Source organism: Winogradskyella flava, from assembly GCF_014243395.1.
In the GTDB taxonomy this organism is placed as follows: Bacteria; Bacteroidota; Bacteroidia; order Flavobacteriales; family Flavobacteriaceae; genus Winogradskyella; species Winogradskyella flava.
The window spans coordinates 606,970-625,890 of the sequence record NZ_JACLCP010000001.1; the positions used below are offsets into that span (position 1 = coordinate 606,970).

Below are 18,921 nucleotides of genomic sequence, written 5' to 3' on the forward strand. Positions count from 1 at the left end.
CTCATTTTTGAGCGCGCTGGTTTTAAGTTAATTCTATATCAAATTGCGTTAGACTCTTAAACTGATCTAAACGTTTATAAATTTCTTTGTCCGTCAGATTTTGCATACGCTCTGTGCCAAATTTTTCGACACAAAATGATGCTAATGTCGACCCATAAATGACGGCTGTTTTCATGTTCTCAAAAGAATAATCACCTGTTTTTGCTAAATAGCCAGCAAAACCACCCGCGAAAGTATCGCCAGCACCTGTAGGATCAAAAACTTCTTCTAATGGTAAAGCAGGTGCATAAAACACATTGTCATCATGGAATAATAAGGCGCCATGTTCTCCTTTTTTAATTACGACATATTTTGGACCCATATCATGAATCTTTCTTGCTGCAACAACTAAAGAATATTCACCGGTTAGCTGTCTTGCCTCTTCATCATTTATAGTAATAACATCAATGTGCTTAATGGTATTGTGTAAATCTTCTAACGCACAATCCATCCAAAAGTTCATGGTATCTAAAATGACCAACTTTGGTTTAGTCGTCATTTGATTTAAGACGCTCATTTGAGTTAAAGGGTGCAAATTCCCCAACATTACCACTTCTGAATCTTTATACGTTTCAGGGACTTTTGGCTCAAAGTCTGCAAGCACATTTAATTCTGTGATTAAAGTATCACGAGAGTTCATGTCATTATGGTACTTACCGCTCCAAAAGAACGTCTTACCCTCTTTTACGATTTCAATACCAGAGACATCAATATGTCTTTTGGACATTAAGTCTAAATATTCTTGAGGAAAATCGCCACCAACAACAGAAACAACTGAGGAATCTATATTAAAGTTGGAAGCAGCCAGTCCTATAAAAGTTCCTGCTCCACCAAGAATTTTGTCGGTTTTACCAAAAGGTGTTTCAATAGCATCAAAAGCTACAGTTCCAACAATCACCAATTTTCCCATTATCCAAATTATAATTAAGGTGCAAAAGTACATAAAATATATTCCTCATAAAATATCAAAATCCAAGAATTGAAATAGCTATTTTCTTCCGAAATCTGCCGGGATTTCTCCCCAAGCCTTGGTTTCCCATTTCACTATAGTCGTAGCATATTCATTTGTTTTTAGCCATTTGACTGCACGATCTACCAATTCAAATAAATCTTTATTCTTTTCACTACGGTCTAATTTAGAATTGCACATTTTCTTCCTCACCCAACTCATTGCGGTCCTAGAATCCGTGTAAATAATTCGATCACTTTTATGCTGTTTTAAAAAAGCCAAGCCGTGAACGATGGCCAAGAACTCACCTATATTGTTTGTACCCTCTTTAAAAGGGCCTTGAATAAATAGTTGTTTTTTGGTTTTGGTATCCACACCTCGATATTCCATTTTGCCAGGATTACCACTCGAAGCCGCATCTACAGAAATAGAATTATAATTGGGCTGCCCAATTTTTTTAAGTTGAGCATCAGAAAGCTCACTTTTAAAAGTTTTAGACTTTCCTATATAGTCTTTCGGACCCTCTTTATAAGCTTTTTTTGCAGCTTCAAATGTTGCAAAAGATTTATATTGTGCACCTTTATAATCTTTGATTTGAGCTTTGCAATCATCCCAAGATTCAAAGACTCCAGTCTTCTGACCTTTCCATACTGTGTAATATTTTCTTTTCTTTTTACTCACTTAATAGTTTATCAATAACCAATGGGAAATGCTCCATTTCCAACTCATGAATTTTAGCAGCTACATCTTTAACAGAGTCGGTAGGTGAAACATTGCACTTTGCTTGAAAAATAACAGCACCTTCATCATAATTTTCATTCACGTAATGAATCGTTATGCCTGTTTCTGTTTCTTTATTTGCAACTACAGCTTCATGCACATGTATACCATACATACCTTTTCCACCATATTTAGGTAAAAGCGCAGGATGAATATTTATCACTTTGTTTTCAAATTCATTCAAGATAAATTCAGGGAATTTCCAAAGAAATCCGGCTAAAACAATCAAATCTGGTCGGGTAACTATTAGAATATTAAGAATATCTTCTGATCTAGAAAATGCTGTTCTATTGAAAGATAAAGCGCTAATTTTTAATCTTTTACATCGATCCAGAACTTTGGCATGAGGATTGTTAGTTAGTACCTGAATAACAGACGCATTATCGCTGTTGTGAAAAAACTTAATTAAATTTTCAGCATTAGATCCACTTCCGGACGCAAAAATTACAATTCGTTTCATTTACCGCTATCAATGTTATATTATTCAAACAAAAAAAAGAATAATAATTTACAATTAGACGCAAAACAAAAATACTTCTATCGATTTTTTGCAATTAAAGGCACATTTTATCGGTAAAGGTGATTTTTAAAATAAAGTTTTTTATTTTTGCGGTCTAATTAAAACTTAAAATTAAAAGATTATGTCAGACATTGCATCAAGAGTAAAAGCGATTATCGTAGACAAATTAGGTGTTGATGAAAACGAAGTTGTAACTGAAGCTAGCTTCACTAACGACTTAGGTGCAGATTCATTAGATACTGTAGAATTAATAATGGAATTTGAAAAAGAATTTGATATTCAAATCCCAGACGATCAAGCTGAAAACATTGCAACAGTTGGTCAAGCTATCTCATACATAGAGGAAGCAAAATAAGAACTTCATTTTTATGGAATTAAAGCGAGTCGTAGTTACTGGTCTAGGCGCACTTACACCCATAGGCAATACCAAGGATGAATATTGGGATGGTCTTGTTAACGGTAAGAGTGGTGCTGCACCTATAACCTATTTTGATGCTGAAAAGTTCAAGACGCAGTTCGCTTGTGAAGTAAAAAACTTTGAAGTAACTGACTTTATTGAAAGAAAGTTAGCACGACAGATGGATAAGTTTTCGCAGTATGCAATGGTGGCTTCGGATGAGGCAATTGTAGACTCAAAACTAGATCTAGAAGCGATAAATAAATTAAGAGTTGGCGTAATTTGGGGTGCCGGAATAGGTGGCTTAGAAACATTTCAAGAAGAAGTGTTGAACTTTGCCGCAGGTGACGGAACGCCTAGATTTAGTCCACGTTTCATTCCTAAAATGATTGCTGATATAGCACCTGGAAACATATCCATTAAATATGGTTTCATGGGTCCTAACTACACAACAGTTTCTGCTTGTGCTTCTTCTGCTAATTCAATGATTGATGCCTTAAACACGATTCGTTTAGGACATTGCGATGTTGTAATTACAGGGGGAAGTGAAGCTGCAGTAACTATTGCTGGTATGGGCGGTTTTAACGCTATGCATGCCATGAGTACAAGAAATGATAGCCCAGAAACAGCATCCAGACCATTTGATGCAAACCGTGACGGTTTTGTTTTAGGTGAAGGCGCAGGCGCGATTGTTTTGGAAGAGTACGAACATGCGAAAGCAAGAGGAGCCAAGATCTATGCGGAAGTTGTAGGTGGAGGTTTGTCTTCAGACGCCTATCATATGACAGCACCACATCCTGAAGGTATAGGTGTTGTTGCAGTAATGAAAAATTGTTTAGAAAACGCAGGTTTAAATCCTGAAGATGTAGATCATATTAATACACACGGTACGTCAACGCCATTAGGTGATGTTGCCGAATTAAAAGCTATATCCGAAGTATTTGGTGGTCATGCTAAAAACATAAATATTAATTCTACAAAATCTATGACAGGTCACTTATTGGGTGCTGCTGGAGCTATTGAAGCTATTGCTTCTATTATGGCGATGCAACATGGTATAGTGCCACCTACAATAAACCACGAAACGGTTGACGAAAACATAGATCCAGAGTTAAATTTAACACTCAACAAAGCTCAGAAACGAGAAATAAAAGTAGCAATGAGTAATACATTTGGATTTGGCGGTCACAACGCTTGTGTATTATTTAAAAAATTAGATTAAATCCCGAATGAGTTTCATTCGTAACATATTAAAAAATTCCCGTTCTCAAGAAGACGGGAATTTTTTTTTACGACTAAAAGATATCTTAGGATTTAAACCTAAATCCAAGTCACTTTACCTAAAGGCATTTACCCATCGTTCCATGAATATCAAGGACAAAAAAGGGAATCCCATTAATTACGAACGTTTAGAATTTGTTGGTGATGCTATGTTGAGTTCAGTCATTGCAGCATATCTGTTTGAAAAAGTACCTCATGGAGATGAAGGCTACTTAACCAAGATGCGATCGAAAGTAGTAAGTAGAGAACACTTAAATGAATTGGGTAAAGAATTGAACCTCATAGATTTAGTGCAGAGTAGAATCCCAAAGTCTAATTTTGGAAATAACATACATGGAAACCTATTTGAAGCATTAGTTGGAGCTATTTATTTAGATAAAGGGTATAAAACTTGCTCAAAATTCATTTATAATCGTGTGATTAATCCTCATGTAGATATTGAGACTTTAGAGGGCAGAGTCATAAGCTATAAAAGCTTGCTTATAGAATGGTGTCAGAAAGAAAAGAATACATTTGATTACGAGATTTATGAAGATACTGGAGTAGATGAGCTAAAGCATTTCTCTGTAAAGCTTAGTATTAATGATAAAGTTGTATCCAAAGCTAGAGCTACTTCAAAAAAGAAAGCCGAAGAAAAAGCTTCCAAACGTGCATTCTTTGCATTTCAAAATCAGATTACGAAGCTTATTTAGTTTATGAGTTTAATTTTATTCAACTATAACGTTTTCGTAGATTTTATGGGTTAAGAATAACCAAAAGTTGATATATCTAACTCATTAATATTCTATATTTACGTTTCAAAGTTGTGATATTATGGCTTTACATAAACTTCTGGTAGATGATTTTTATGATGACTCTTACAAGCTCATAGCGATACATTGTGGTATAGAAGATTATAGATTAGCCTATTTACTCAACAAGAATTTAGAATTAAAGTTAGAGCGTAAACCAAATGATTTGGATTTTCAATATCTAACATCTTCTTACAGTATTTTTGAGTGGAATAACACATCACAATATGTCAGTTGGAACTTAGTCTCTAATGTTTGTAAAAAAGAAGAAGATAGCCTTTACAGTTCGGGAACTTTGTTTCAGGCTAGCGAAAAAACATTGAAAACATTCCACCTGATTCCAGAGTTTAAAAGGGTAGATTATTTCATTAAGATATCTGAAGAGACACAAAACGTAAACGAAAAACTGATTTTAAATAAACTTCATAACATTCCACAAATTATTACAAGTTATGAAGTGGATCCATTACATATAAAATCAAAAGACCATTTAATTTTTTAAATTGATGTCAAACAAAAAAACCAAAATAGTAGCCACATTAGGACCAGCAACAAGTAACAAGGAAACCCTTAAAGCGATGTTGGATGAAGGTGCCAATGTATTTAGAATTAACTTTTCTCATGCCGATTATAAGGATGTGGAAGAGCGCATTCAGATGATTAGGGACCTTAATGAAGAATATGGCTATAATGCTTCAATACTAGGAGATTTACAAGGACCTAAGTTGCGAGTTGGCACAATGAAAGGCGAAGTGATTGTTAATGAAGGCGATGAAGTTATATTCGCAACTGGAAAACGATTCGAAGGGACTAAAGAACGAGTCTATATGACCTATGATAATTTTCCTCAAGATGCTAATCCTGGCGAACGCATTTTACTTGATGATGGAAAGTTAATTTTTGAAGTTGTTTCAACCGATGGTAAATCTGAAGTAAAAGCTAAAGTCATACAAGGAGGACCTTTAAAATCCAAGAAAGGTGTTAACCTACCAAACACCAATATTTCGCAGCCTGCTTTAACCGAAAAAGATATAGAGGATGCTATTTTTGCAATTGGCCAAAAAGTAGACTGGATAGCTCTATCCTTTGTGCGCCATGCAGAAGACTTAATGCAGCTCGAAGAATTAATTAAGGAGCATAGTGATCATAAAATTCCAATCATAGCTAAGATTGAAAAACCTGAAGCTGTAGAAAACATTGATAAGATTGTTGCCTATTGTGATGGTTTAATGGTAGCTCGTGGTGATCTAGGTGTAGAAATTCCCGCTGAAGAGGTGCCTTTGATTCAAAAGAAATTAGTACTCAGAGCGAAGCGTGCAAGAATCCCGGTAATTATTGCGACACAGATGATGGAAACGATGATTACGAGTTTAACACCAACACGTGCAGAGGTTAATGATGTAGCCAATTCTGTTATGGATGGTGCAGATGCTGTAATGTTATCTGGTGAGACATCTGTTGGGCAATATCCTGTGCAAGTGATTCGCCAAATGTCTAATATTATTCGTAGTGTAGAGGATTCCCCTTTGATTGAGGTACCACAGTCTCCGCCACATATTCGCACCAAGCGCTATATAACAAAAGCGATATGTTTTCATGCCGCAAATATGGCGAACGAAATTAATGCTAAGGCCATTTCTACATTGACCAATAGTGGTTATACAGCATTTCAAATATCAGCTTGGAGACCGCAAGCACACATTTTGGTATTTACTTCCAACAGACGTATTTTGACTCAGTTGAGTTTACTTTGGGGAGTAAAAGCGTTTTATTATGACAAGTTCGTAAGTACTGATGAAACTATCGAAGATGTGAACGCCATAGCTTGTAAAAAGGGCTATCTCGAAGTTGGTGATATGTTAATTAGCTTAGCTGCAATGCCAATACAATCTAAGGGTATGGTAAATACGTTGCGTGTGACTGAGATTGAGAGTTGTAGTTTTTAAGCGCGATTTAGTAGTTTCTTTAAATATCTTTAGCTTTCTTATAATATTTAGATGCTTTGGTGAATTTCTTTAAAGCAGTGTAAGTATCACCTAATCCGTTGAGTGGTCTTGGGTTGTTAGGATGTTTTTCTGCTAAAAGAGTAAATAATTCTAATGACTTATCATAGTTCTTATTTTTTAAATAAAATTCAGCTATCAAGCAAGCTCTATTTACTCTTATTCTGCTGATAAATTGTGTTTTTTCAAATTCATTAATAAAAGATTCAAATTGTACAAAATCATCTGCGCGTATGGCATTTCTTGTTATACTAAACATGGTCCAATCAGACAAATCATTCGAAAATCCGAATTGAGAAGCTCTTTTTTGGTAATAGTCGTAAACATATTCTAACCCACCAAAATTTGAGAACTCTTCGAGATTATTAAATTGTAATTCAGGATAATAATGATAGTACCGTTGAATCCCATGGTATAACGTTGTAAATGGAGTAGATCTATGTTCTTCACTTTTCAGCTCTTTGAATACCCAATTCATTGAATTGGGAGCTTTATTGGTTATAAGAGTTTTCAATTTTCTTGTTTCCCCTTTGACTAAGCCCTCATTACTTCCTGAAGTGAAATATACTAGTTTATTAAAACTAGGATTTGCTTTAAGAAGACTATCGATGGCACTCATTTTATCCTTTAATGGAAATGGGCTAGCCGCTATGTAGACGTCAAATAAATTGGGCTTCGATATTAACGTTTCCAGAACAAAACCACCACCAAGAGCCCAACCAAATAGCATTTGTTTTTTAGATGTTCTATATGTTATATTTACATATTTAATGACTTCTTTTTCAATGAAATCTCTATAGGATTGAGAATCAACATTATAATTTTGATTTCTATCAGACCGTTTTTTTGAAATTCCAACTATTATAAAATCTGGAGTTTGTTTAAATTCTACGAAAGATTTTTGAAGACTTACGGCATGCAAAAAGTACCTTTGTCCATCTAAAATATAGAGAACAGGATAATTCTTTTTAGAATTTTCATAATTGTCTGGCAAGAAAATCTGAAGCTCTCTTTCATCGTTCAATATTTTAGATTCAATTGATATGGAAGAACCAATAATATTATCCTTAATGTTAACCTGTGCTTTCATCCTGAAGAAGAATAAGCAAATAAAAGCAGTGATTATAATTTTTGTATTCATCTTTTTGATTTGAAAAATTGTTTCATTAAAATAAAATTAGTTGACAAACTTTACTAGATAAATCCTACTTGCACCATTATCATATCTATTAATTTCAGAAAGGAGTTCTTCTGCATTGGTAAACCCGTTTTCTTTTTGGGTAACATTACTTCTTCTACTCGTAAAATACAGAATATCATTATTTATGAAAGGACAGAAGTCCGTTTGTTTAGAGTTGATGTCAGCTCCTAAATTTTCTGCAGTTGTCCATTGTCCATCAATATTTTTACTCAAGTATAGGTCACCTGCACCAATACCATCTGGTCGCCTCCAGCCTCCAAAAATAATATAGGATTCATCTGGAGCTACATAAGCATTAAATTCAGCACCTTTGGTGTTGACACCTCCATTTAAAAGCTGAGGTTCGCTGTAGGCATTGTTTTCCCATTTGCTCACAAAGATATCATCACCAGATTCCAATTCTTTTTTAATAGTTGTAAAATATAAATTACCGTTGCTAGCAACTGCTGGATAAAATTCATCACCATCTGTATTGATTGGTGCACCAATATTCTTTGGCTTAGACCAAGTATCGTTTTTTGATGACCGCTCAACATACCATATATCCATGTCTTTAGTCTTTGTACTATCCTTTAAAACAGGCCGATTAGACACAAAATAAAGTTTTAAATTGTCCGGCGATAAGAACGGCTCTAAATCCGTATATCGTCCGGAGAAACTGGTGATTTCTGGATCCTGCCATTGATCATTTTCTTTCTTAATTTTCATAATTACGGAGAGTTCTCTTCCAGGACTTTGTAATGAAAAATACGCTTCAGTTTCGTCTCCATCCATTGTGAAATCCCTGACATTAGTAAATTCCGAAAAGATGTGCGCCGCAAAAGGTTTAACACCTTCTTTTTCTTGATTGGTCGTGTCTACCTTTTGAGACTCTTCTTTTTGAGGGGCTTTGTCTTTGCAGGAAGACAGTGCGAAGATTAAAAGTATAACTACAATTGAGTTTGGAAGTTTCATACTTTGATTGTTTGCGTTAGTTCAATAAACTTAAGAAATCCAATGGATTAAAAGTCGAATTTTAACTGTACGCTAACAGATTTTTTTTCTTTTTCAAGTGTTTTAGGTTTGGTATCATTCGTATTTAAATTCGATAAAGAAATCCCTAATAGTCTAACGGAATTCTTCAATTTATCCTGATATAATAAATCCTTTGCTGTATCAAGAATTACAGTCTTATCACTAATAAAATAAGGAAGTGTTTTACTGCGTGTCTGTAGGGTAAAATCACTGAATTTTATTTTTAGTGTGATGGTTTTGCCGGCAACTTTGCTCTTATCTAATCTCTTTGAAACTTCTTCGGCAATATGCTCTAGTTTTTCTAGCATAAAAATTTCCGAAGAGAGGTTTTCATTAAAGGTGCGTTCTGCTGCTAAAGATTTACGGATACGGTTTGGTTTTACTTTGCTGTTATGAATTCCTCTCACAATATCATAATAGGATCTTCCAGACTTACCAAAGTGTTCTTCTAAATAATCAGCGGACTTAGACTTTAGATCTTTACCTGTAAAAATACCTTTTTGGTACATTTTTTCTGCTGTGACCTTACCAACACCGTAAAAGTTTCTAATATCCAAATCTTCTAAGAACTGAAGGACATCTTCTGGGTTAACAGTTTTTTGTCCATTAGGTTTGTTATAATCACTTGCCACTTTTGCTATAAACTTGTTTATGGAGATACCTGCGGAAGCCGTTAAACCTATTTCATCAAAAATTCTTGATCTTATCTTTTGAGCAATTAAAGTAGCACTAGGCAATCCTATTTTATTTTCTGTGACATCTAAATAAGCTTCATCAAGAGATAATGGTTCTACTAAGTCTGTATAGTCGTAAAAAATTTTTCGAATACGATTGGAGATGTCTTTGTAGCGGTCAAAATCTGTCTTTACAAAAATAAGATGTGGACAAAGCTTTTCAGCTAAGCGTCCAGACATGGCACTTTTTACGCCAAACTTACGAGCCTCGTAGCTTGCAGCGCTTATGACACCCCGTTTTCCACCACCACCAACTGCTATGGGTTTACCTCTAAGTTCTGGATTATCCAATTGAGCAATGGAAGCGTAAAATGCATCCATATCTACATGAATTATCTTTCTTATTGGCAGATCGTCAATCATAATGTAAATTTAGGCATTAAATGCTATCGATTATGGCTGTAGAAATAGAACGTAAATTTTTAGTAACATCTAAAATCTTTAAAAAAGAAGTATCAAAAAGTTATATCATAAAGCAAGGCTTTTTAAATAGTCATGAGGAACGGACCGTGCGTGTGAGGCTAAAAAAGGATAATGGCTATTTGACTGTAAAAGGAAAATCTTCAGAAGATGGTCTATCTCGTTTTGAGTGGGAAAGAGAAATTTCTAAACAAGAAGTTGAACATCTTTTAGAGTTATGCGAAGAAGGAATCATTGATAAAAAGCGCTATGAAATTAATTTAGGCAACCACATTTACGAAGTGGACGAATTTCACGGAGATAACGAAGGCCTAATAATTGCTGAGGTAGAGTTAAACTCAGAAAACGAAACGTTTGAAAAACCGGATTGGTTAGGAAAAGAAGTTACAGGTGATATTAAGTATTATAATTCTCAGTTAAGTAAAAATCCTTTTAAAAAATGGAACCAAAAAAAAGCACCTTGATAGTCTCAAAGTGCTTTTCATTTTTATATTAAAATATTATTCCTGTGATTCTGGTCCACCACTAACGATTAAAAACTCAGAACGTCTATTCATTTGGCGTTCTTCGTCTGTGCAGTTTGTACCACAATCTATTTTAGGTTCACTTTCCCCTTTGCCTTCTGATGAGATGCGAGATTCATCTATACCTTTAGAAATGACATATTGTTCTGTACTCTTTGCTCTTCGTTGAGAAAGTCTTTGGTTATATGAATCTGAACCAATGTAATCTGTATGTGATGTAGCCTTGATAACCAGTTCTGGGTATTTATTCATTACCTGGACTAACTTATCTAATTCAAAAGCTGCTTGAGCCGTAATATTAGATTTATCATATTCGAAGAATATAGGATTTAACACAATTTCTTCTGGTGTAATGATTTTCTCAATTGGACTTAATGAAATTTGAACAGGAGACTCTTCATCGCTAGTGCCTTGAAGAGCTACCTTTCTACTTTCATAGTCGTCCATAGTAACCTCAAGCTCTGTATCTTTTTCACATTCTATAATGAACTCCGCTATACCGTCTGCATTCGTGCTTTTGGTAACTACTTTATTGCCTTGGTCATCATATAGACTAACATTAGCCCCACTGATTGGCTCTCTCGTTTTATCATCTAAAACAGTAGCTGCAATTAATACATCACAAAGTGGTTGCAATTTCTTGATTGTATAGATATCATCACTACCCATACCACCATCTCTATTTGAGGATACAAAACCCTCCCCAGATACTTCATCAATAATAAATGCAAAATCATCAGCATTACTGCTTATAGGAATGCCTACATTTCTAATAGGTGCCATTTTCCCGTCAATTTCTTTAGTGTAAAACACATCCATTCCACCTAGTCCTAAATGTCCATTTGATGAAAAATATAGAGTGTTATTACTACTGATAAAGGGAAACATTTCTTGCCCTTCGGTATTGACTTTTTGTCCTAAATTTTGTGGTTCACCGATAGTGCCATCGTCATTTATTGTTGCTTTATAAATATCGTATTGCCCATAACCACCTGGCATATTTGATGCGAAGTAGAGTGTGGAACCATCGCTACTTACAGAAGGGTTTTTCACAGAATAATTTTCGCTATTGATAGATAAACTTTCTACTTCGTCCCAATCGTCTTTTAGTTTAGTTGCTTTAAATAAGTACAATTGCCCATAACGTGTTCTACTTAAAGAGTCTTGTTCAAAATCTTTTTCAAAATAACTCTCTCTAGAGAAGAACATAGTATTTCCATCTGGAGCAAATGATACTAAACCTTCATGAAACCTTGTATTTATGTAACTGTTTACTAATGTAGGATTGTCGTATCCGCCATCAGAATTCTCAGTTAGTGTATATATATCTAGAAAAGGTTCCTCATTCCAACCATAAGTTTTACGACTATCATTTCTACCTGAAGTAATGTAAAGTTTACCGTCATGCAAGGTGCCACCGAAATCTGACTGCTCTGAGTTAAATCCGGCGTTCTGAACATTGAATTTCTTGCCTTGCTCTAAAATCTTAGGAAGGTAATCCGGATTTTTTCTATAAGCCGTTGCTCTATTGTCTGATGGACGCATAGAAGCGAATTTTTCCATCTGCTCGTTAGATTCTTTATATTTTCCGTTGGCCTTAAGCATTTCAGAATACTTATATATCATTTCAGGATCGTTAGAGGTCTCTAGTGCTTTGGCATACCAACGTTCTGCTTCAACAGTGTTGAAAATATTATAGTAGCTTTCGGCTAGTCTACCATATACGTAGTCGGAACCTTTACCGTTTTCTACAAGTTTCAAATAGCTTTCAGCTGCATCAACATATTCGAATCTAGCAAACTCTTTATCTGCTCTTTTTGTATCGTTGTTTTGAGCGGTTAAGCATAAACTACCCATCAACGTTATAAATAATAGTGTTTTAAAGTTTTTCATAATTGTTTAGCTTAACAGGTTAAAAATATCTAGGTGAACGTGAGACGCGTTTAGGGAAGTTTAGATCGAATAGCAACATCACCTCATGTGAAGCTGGAGCAAATCTATTTATGTCCGATGATACTGCATCATAGGCATAACCCAGTCTAACACCTGGAGAAACAGCAAAGTTAATTAGTCCAGAAAACGAATCGTCTAATCTGTAAGATGCACCAATTTCAAATTTTTTGAAGAATCGTGCATTGACATTGAGGTCAAAAGATGTTGGCGCGTTAAAAGCCGATTTTAGCATAAAGGACGGTTTGAGCTCTGTATTTTCTGAAAGATCAAACACATAACCTCCCGTTAAAAAATAATGTTGCGTTTCTGAGCCAATTTTATTCCCATTACTGTCCAAATGAACAGATTCTAATAGGTTTGGTATTGAAAAGGCAACGTAATATTTATTTGTATAATAGAATAGACCCGCTCCTATATTTGGTGTGGTCTTGGTTATTCCAAGACCAAAAAATGGATCAGTTGGGTCCACAACTTCTACGTTAGTACTTTGCAAATTGATGTCGTGAAATGTTGCACCTGCTTTAATACCAAAAGCCAAGCGATGCTCACCTTCAAATTTCAAGGTATACGAAACATCGGCATAAACATTAGTTTCGTTAACAGGACCGACTCGGTCAGCAATTACCGATAATCCTGCTCCAAGGTTATTTCCCACCTGGCCATGGACAAAAAATGTACCAGTCTCTGGAGCTCCATCAATGCCACTCCATTGGTTCCTATATAATAGGCCACCAGAAGTAACTTCTTTTGAACCTGCATAGGCTGGATTTATGACGTTCATATTATACATGTACTGTGTGTACTGAGGGTCTTGTTGCCCATGCATTTGAAATGCTAAAAGCAGAACCGCTATAATAGAGAGTTTTTTCATTATAATTTAAGTTGATTCAGTTAGTTGATTATCTATTTATATATACCCAAGAACTACGTTTCTTCGCACCACCTTCATAAATTACGGTGTAGAAATATGTACCTACAGGCAGTTCTTCACCGTCATTGGTTTGTCCCTCCCATTCATTAGTGTAATTCCTTTTTGAATATACCAAAACGCCATTTCTGTTAAATATTTCAAGTTTAACAACGCCAAAGCTTCTTAAGTCAAACGTATCATTCTGTCCAGGAGAAACGCCAGGTGAAATACCTTGTGGGAATTCGCAGGACTCAAGTTCTATTACTTGTGTAGTTATTGTATTTCCACAACCAGAATCATTAAAGGTAATTTCCGCAGAGTAGTCGCCACCGACTAAAACGGTATCTAATGTTAGGCCACTAGAACCAGAAATAGGAACACCATCTAACAACCAAGTGACTGTCGCATTTGTTGCTGTAAAGTTTGTTGGTATAATACCAATACTCACAGGTACTGTAGCATTAGGACAAACAACGAAATCAAATTGATCAACATCAAAAGTTGCTAATGGTACAATATTGATTTCTAAGTTAAAAGACGTCGTATTATGACAGCCAGTTGTAATATCAACAGCTCTAACAAATATAGTTTCGCCACTACTTGAATAGTTACTAGTATTAGTAATTGGAGAATCTCCACTATCAGCGTTCTCTTGCGAAGTGTGGTATGTAACAGTGATATTCGGATCTGTACTTACTTCACTATCGATTGATGTAAGATCAAACTCGGTAATACCATCGACAGTACCATCTAAATCATCACATACTACAAAATCCATAGGCTGATTAATTGTTGGAACAGGATTAACCATCAATTCTAGCTGAGCTAGTTGTCTACAACCTAAGAAACCATCGTTGGCAGCATCTGTATCTTCAACTCTAATGATAAGTGTTTCACCTGAAGATGGATATGGAGTCGACACGGGATTTATTGCTTGATTCGCGTCAGACATGTTAGTGTAATAGCTTACCGTAAAATCAGAGCTAAACCCTAACGACGTTGTAAGCGCATCTAAATCAAAATCTCCAGAACCATCGGCCACAGGACCATCGCACGCTTCTAATGTCTGGTCTCCTAAGGTCCCAGGATCATCATAAAGGTTAACTATAACCGTCTGAGAGTCTGCAGTGGCATTACATTGTGAGTCAAAAGCTTGAACCCTGTAAACTCCAGACTCAGTGATTGTAAGTGCTGCTGCTGTTTCACCAGATATTTCAACATCATTATTAAACCAAATGAAAGTATCTGCAAAAGGAGAATCCGTTTCGATAGTTACAGAAGGGAAACCACATACGGATACTTCATCAGTTTCCAGAGGATCATTGCTTGGATCAATGAAAACTTCTTGACTTGTGATTTGTGCATCAATATCGGCTATTGTGCTACCAGCACTAGTATCACCAAGATTAGTTTGTCTAACCTGGATTATTCCAGCATCTTGGTCAAAATTAGTGATCAATAATAAATAAAGTTCTCCTTGTTGTGCACCAAGCAGTGTTACATCTTCAACGGCTGCGGCCGAATAACTACAATCTACTACAGATGCCAAGGCACATAGATCATCACCTGGTGCGTAAGGTCCCCATAGTAAAAAGTCTACATCCAATTCTGAGCCTATAGGATTATCATTGCTATCAAAAGCAGAATTTTGTACAATCTCCAGAAGAATATCTCCTGTTGTCCCTATTTCTAGTGTACTAAATGTCGGATTGGGCGTCGTGAATAAACAATCTATCTGTCCGTCACCAGGTAGGACATTGATTGTATTATACGTATATAATATATCAGTAGCGTCACTTCCACTACAGAAATTTGCCGCAGTATCACATGTTATATTTACAGGTGCCACATAAGGCGTAATACAAAGATCAAATGTTGTATCCTCCGGATCTGCATCACCAGAATATACTCTTATAAAATAGGTTTCACCAATTGTAAGTGAAGATGCTACACTAGACCATTCTGCAAAGCCGTCAACACAAGCAATTTCAGTTAAGTTATCACATGTACCAGAATACACGGAATGATTAATATCGGTTGCTGAGCTTCCTGCAACGTTAGCAAGTGAAATTAAATGCGAATCACTTTGTGCCACAAATTGGAACCACACATCATCATTTGCTATACCACCACAAGACGGATCAGTGACTCCAGATGGCGCTGCACCAAATATCGAACCTGTAGTACTAACCTCGCATAGTATATCATTATTTACAACAGCAACATTAGCCTCGCAAGGTGTATCATTATCTGGAGGACATATAAACTGTAACTGAGGGCTAACAATCGTACACAAGCTTTCTTGTTCATTGGCAACAGAAACGCTAACTGTACTTGCAGATGGGAAAGGACCAACCTGTATCATACCTGCAGCTGTAACTTGTAATGTCGAAGTGTCAAAATCGTTGGATACTTCCAAAGAGGTTGCATCTCCCAAACTTGTAATATCAACATCAATAAAAAATTGCTGATTATCACAATCGTCTACTATATTAAAACTTGCTTCAGGGAGTATACAAGGTAAGACGCCAACATTCACAGTAAAATCTAAAGTTACCCCAAAGGCACCATTATAGCAGGGGTTAGGAGTGGCTTGACCACCATCAGCTGTTCCAATGCGCATTCTATGCTCACCAGGAGTAGCAGTCACGGGCATTACAAATGACGCGTCCAAAGTTGTTGGGTTGTCGGCTGTAGACTCTCCTGAAAAGACAAGTTCCGAAGCATCGAATACTAAGTTGTTATCAAAATCTATCCAAATATTTGTACCATAAGTAAAACCTGTAGCGAATGTAATCGCCACACTAGTATTCACTCCAGGAAAAACATCAATTACAGGAGATGTTTGATTTTCATAAGTAACATCACCTGGGCTTGGAAAATCTATGCCTTCTATCGTCGTATTTTCAACGCCTGTTCCGTCGTTACTTGATGGGATGGACTCACAATAGCCTGTAAAGAATTGGAAAGGTCCCGAGAATGAACTCAAGTCTGAAGCACCACATACTGCTTGAACGTAGAACTCGTATTCGGTATCAGATGTTAAATTATCTAAGGTAAAAGGATTAGTTGTTACGCCTGTAGCTACAGTCCCAGTGCCTAGTGCGAATCCAGCCAAACCATATTCAATATTCCATTCGTTCGATGATCCTGTTTCGGTCCATCCGACTTCAGTAGACGTTAAACTTAAATTATTTGCCGTAAGATCTGTTGGTTCTGGACAAGTTGGGATGCCTCTAACTCTAAAATTATCAACAAAAATATCATTATCCTGTGGGTCATCTACTGTACCTTCAGAACCTAGGATACCAAACTGAACAGTTTGTCCAGCATAGGCTTCTAGTGTTATAACTGGGTGCTCACCGGTTGGTGATACCACTGAAGTATTATCGTAAGTTAATAGTGGCGTCCATGTAACTCCATTATCATTTGTAATTAAAAGCTGTACAAAATCATCAGACCCTAATGTGCCCGCAACTGTAGAACTTGCAAATTCCATAATACCAAAATCAAATTCCACTTGGAAAGGCCCACCAGTTAAATCAAACTGAGGAGAAAGAAGCCAATCACTTTTTGCGGCTAGCCATAAGTTTATTTTATAAGCACCATCTCCGGTACCTATGTTTAAGAATTCATCTGGCACCCAAGAACTTCCACCTAACTCAAGAGGTCCAGTTGTGGCATCGCCATTATCGGCCTCATCCCAACAATCTGGAATAATAGTACTAAATTGTTCTATATAGTCTGGTGTAAAGACATCACATAGTGTTTCAAAAGTAAAAGGCCCTGTCCAACCACTTAAACCGCCACCACAATCTGCTTGAACATAATAATCATATTGTGTTACAGCGGTTAAACTTGAAGCTGTATATGGATTAGACACACCACTGGCAGTAGGAGTCCCACTTGGCGCTGTCCCTGATGTCACTAACTCTATATTCCAAGATGACACAGAACCGTCTTGAGACCAGCTCAATTCTGCACTATTAGAGGTGATCGCATTTGCCATTAATTGAGAAGGGTTGAAGCAAGATGGCGCCTCATCGAAAGTAACATCATCGATAGCGATATCATCATAAAAATCACCTGGAACATTTTCAGAAAATACAAAACGCGCTTGCACATCTCCAGTAATAGTTAGAGTACTTATATCTATAACAATTAAAGTCCATCCTCCAGTATTGGTATTATAAGTAGCCATGTTATTCCAAGCAGCACCATCCCAAACTTCTACATCCAAATTGTTGTTTGAATTGCTTTCATTGTCACTTATTAAATAGAATGAAAGCGCTGGCACTGTTAGGCCAGAAACATCAACTAAAGGACTAGTTAGAGTTCTTACACCTTCTTCTCCAGAAGCATCTGCCCAAGCAAAAAAGTTATTCGATGCTGTACTTCCTGAGATTGTACCATCATCGCCAACATGTGTACCTGCGGCGTCATCATCAAAAAACCAATCTTCGCCACCATCCATGGACCAACAGAGAGGAATTGCTCCAGCGTTCTCAAAATCTTCTGTATATGGTGCTGTGAATGTTACACATTCTGTAGAAAAAAGAATTGGCCCTACCCATGTACTAAAATCACCTCCACCGCAATCTGCCTGATAATATAAAAAATAATTTGAAGCAGGTGTCAAACTACTCAAGGCTGTGTTTGGTGTTGTTGTAGGTGAAATAGAAGCTTCTTCTTCACCATTTCCTGGCGTAAAATCAGCACCTGTATTATATTCTATTACCCAAGCAGTTTCAGAATCTCCCGCTGTCCAATCTAATGTTGCTGCTGTTGCTGTTACCCCAGAAACCGTCATTCCAGTAGGTGCTATACATGTAGGGGTTTCAAAAAGGGTTACTACAATATTTGCCCAGTCTGCATTAGATCCACCAAAACTCTGATTTAAAACTAAATCGATATATCCATCACTAGTAGGATCATATAATCCAGCCAAGTCACCCGTAAAAGTTAGCGTTGTAGCAGCACCACTATTTGCTCCACCTGTAGTAGGAGGATCAATTGTAATAGATCCAGCAGTTGTTGTAAATGTGAGATCGGCTTCCACTGACCATGGGTTTCCCCCACCTGCAGTCCAGTCAACAGTTATTGAAAATGAATCATAAGTACCTGTTGAGGATGCTGGTACACTTACAGTGTTGGCTGCATCATTTAAATTAATAGTAACAGGTGATCCTGATGCCACATTTGTTGGGCCTACTATTGAATTAAAATCATATTGAGCACTGGCAGTTAGAAAGAACCCAAGCATGATAAAAAATAGAGTAATCTTTTTCATTATTAATCGGTTTGTTAGAAATTATTAAATCCCTCGTAACACGTTGGTTACAAAAGAATTGATCTTTAAATATGAAATGGGGCTTTATTTTGACTTTTATAACGTTGGTTAGCCG

Annotated in this window: 15 protein-coding genes; 6 read left to right on the forward strand and 9 right to left on the reverse strand. The window is 36.4% G+C overall.

Features of this window, described 5'->3' with window-relative positions:
* Positions 1–22: 22 nt before the first annotated feature.
* The 3 genes from H7F21_RS02695 to purN all read right to left on the reverse strand — a co-directional run bounded on the left by H7F21_RS02695 (position 23) and on the right by purN (position 2,228).
* Complete coding sequence (locus H7F21_RS02695) at positions 23–949, reverse strand: PfkB family carbohydrate kinase (RefSeq protein WP_185787687.1); 927 nt, start codon at positions 947–949, stop codon at positions 23–25.
* A gap of 78 nt (positions 950–1,027) precedes the next feature.
* Positions 1,028–1,669 carry a ribonuclease H1 domain-containing protein gene (locus tag H7F21_RS02700; RefSeq protein ID WP_185787688.1) on the reverse strand — a complete coding sequence of 214 codons (642 nt, stop codon included), beginning with the start codon at positions 1,667–1,669 and terminating at the stop codon, positions 1,028–1,030.
* Positions 1,662–2,228, reverse strand: coding sequence for a phosphoribosylglycinamide formyltransferase (purN, locus tag H7F21_RS02705; RefSeq protein ID WP_185787689.1), 567 nt, complete (start codon positions 2,226–2,228; stop codon positions 1,662–1,664). Before purN ends, H7F21_RS02700 begins: the two co-directional genes overlap by 8 nt.
* Positions 2,229–2,409: 181 nt before the next feature.
* On the opposite strand from purN, the gene H7F21_RS02710 reads away from it, so the two are divergent.
* The 5 genes from H7F21_RS02710 (at position 2,410) to pyk (ending at position 6,703) form a co-directional block, all read left to right on the forward strand.
* Positions 2,410–2,643 (forward strand): acyl carrier protein, encoded by a 234-nt coding sequence (locus H7F21_RS02710; protein WP_008269813.1) that lies wholly within the window; start codon positions 2,410–2,412, stop codon positions 2,641–2,643.
* A 13-nt stretch (positions 2,644–2,656) separates the two neighbouring features.
* Entirely contained in the window at positions 2,657–3,907 is a 1,251-nt protein-coding gene (gene fabF / locus H7F21_RS02715) for a beta-ketoacyl-ACP synthase II (protein ID WP_185787690.1), read from the forward strand.
* A 7-nt stretch (positions 3,908–3,914) separates the two neighbouring features.
* Positions 3,915–4,658, forward strand: coding sequence for a ribonuclease III (rnc, locus tag H7F21_RS02720; protein WP_185787691.1), 744 nt, complete (start codon positions 3,915–3,917; stop codon positions 4,656–4,658).
* Positions 4,659–4,779: 121 nt separating this feature from the next.
* Positions 4,780–5,259 (forward strand): IPExxxVDY family protein, encoded by a 480-nt coding sequence (locus H7F21_RS02725; protein ID WP_185787692.1) that lies wholly within the window; start codon positions 4,780–4,782, stop codon positions 5,257–5,259.
* A gap of 1 nt (position 5,260) precedes the next feature.
* The gene (gene pyk / locus H7F21_RS02730) at positions 5,261–6,703 is read left to right on the forward strand and encodes a pyruvate kinase (protein WP_185787693.1); all 1,443 of its coding nucleotides are present in this window, start codon (positions 5,261–5,263) and stop codon (positions 6,701–6,703) included.
* Positions 6,704–6,722: 19 nt separating this feature from the next.
* Here pyk and H7F21_RS02735 read toward each other — a convergent pair whose 3' ends face one another.
* From H7F21_RS02735 to dinB, 3 genes are read right to left on the reverse strand one after another with little or no spacing between them, the layout of a single operon-like run.
* On the reverse strand, positions 6,723–7,901 hold the full coding sequence (locus tag H7F21_RS02735; protein WP_185787694.1) for an alpha/beta hydrolase-fold protein: 1,179 nt from the start codon (positions 7,899–7,901) through the stop codon (positions 6,723–6,725).
* A gap of 36 nt (positions 7,902–7,937) precedes the next feature.
* Positions 7,938–8,915 (reverse strand): TolB family protein, encoded by a 978-nt coding sequence (locus tag H7F21_RS02740; protein WP_185787695.1) that lies wholly within the window; start codon positions 8,913–8,915, stop codon positions 7,938–7,940.
* Positions 8,916–8,962: 47 nt separating this feature from the next.
* On the reverse strand, positions 8,963–10,072 hold the full coding sequence (gene dinB, locus H7F21_RS02745) for a DNA polymerase IV (RefSeq protein ID WP_185787696.1): 1,110 nt from the start codon (positions 10,070–10,072) through the stop codon (positions 8,963–8,965).
* Positions 10,073–10,104: 32 nt separating this feature from the next.
* Here dinB and H7F21_RS02750 point away from each other — a divergent pair, with 32 nt between their 5' ends.
* Positions 10,105–10,593 carry a CYTH domain-containing protein gene (locus H7F21_RS02750; protein ID WP_185787697.1) on the forward strand — a complete coding sequence of 163 codons (489 nt, stop codon included), beginning with the start codon at positions 10,105–10,107 and terminating at the stop codon, positions 10,591–10,593.
* A gap of 36 nt (positions 10,594–10,629) precedes the next feature.
* Here the strand turns inward: H7F21_RS02750 and H7F21_RS17475 are convergent, their stop codons facing one another.
* Genes H7F21_RS17475 through H7F21_RS02765 form a run of 3 tightly spaced genes read right to left on the reverse strand, consistent with a single transcriptional unit; the run spans position 10,630 to position 18,806 of the window.
* Positions 10,630–12,546: an OmpA family protein gene (locus tag H7F21_RS17475; RefSeq protein ID WP_185787698.1), complete on the reverse strand. Its 1,917-nt coding sequence runs from the start codon at positions 12,544–12,546 to the stop codon at positions 10,630–10,632.
* Between the two features lie 19 nt (positions 12,547–12,565).
* Positions 12,566–13,477: a PorP/SprF family type IX secretion system membrane protein gene (locus tag H7F21_RS02760; RefSeq protein WP_185787699.1), complete on the reverse strand. Its 912-nt coding sequence runs from the start codon at positions 13,475–13,477 to the stop codon at positions 12,566–12,568.
* A gap of 28 nt (positions 13,478–13,505) precedes the next feature.
* Positions 13,506–18,806, reverse strand: a complete 5,301-nt coding sequence (locus H7F21_RS02765) for a fibronectin type III domain-containing protein (protein WP_185787700.1) — start codon at positions 18,804–18,806, stop codon at positions 13,506–13,508.
* Positions 18,807–18,921: the final 115 nt, after the last annotated feature.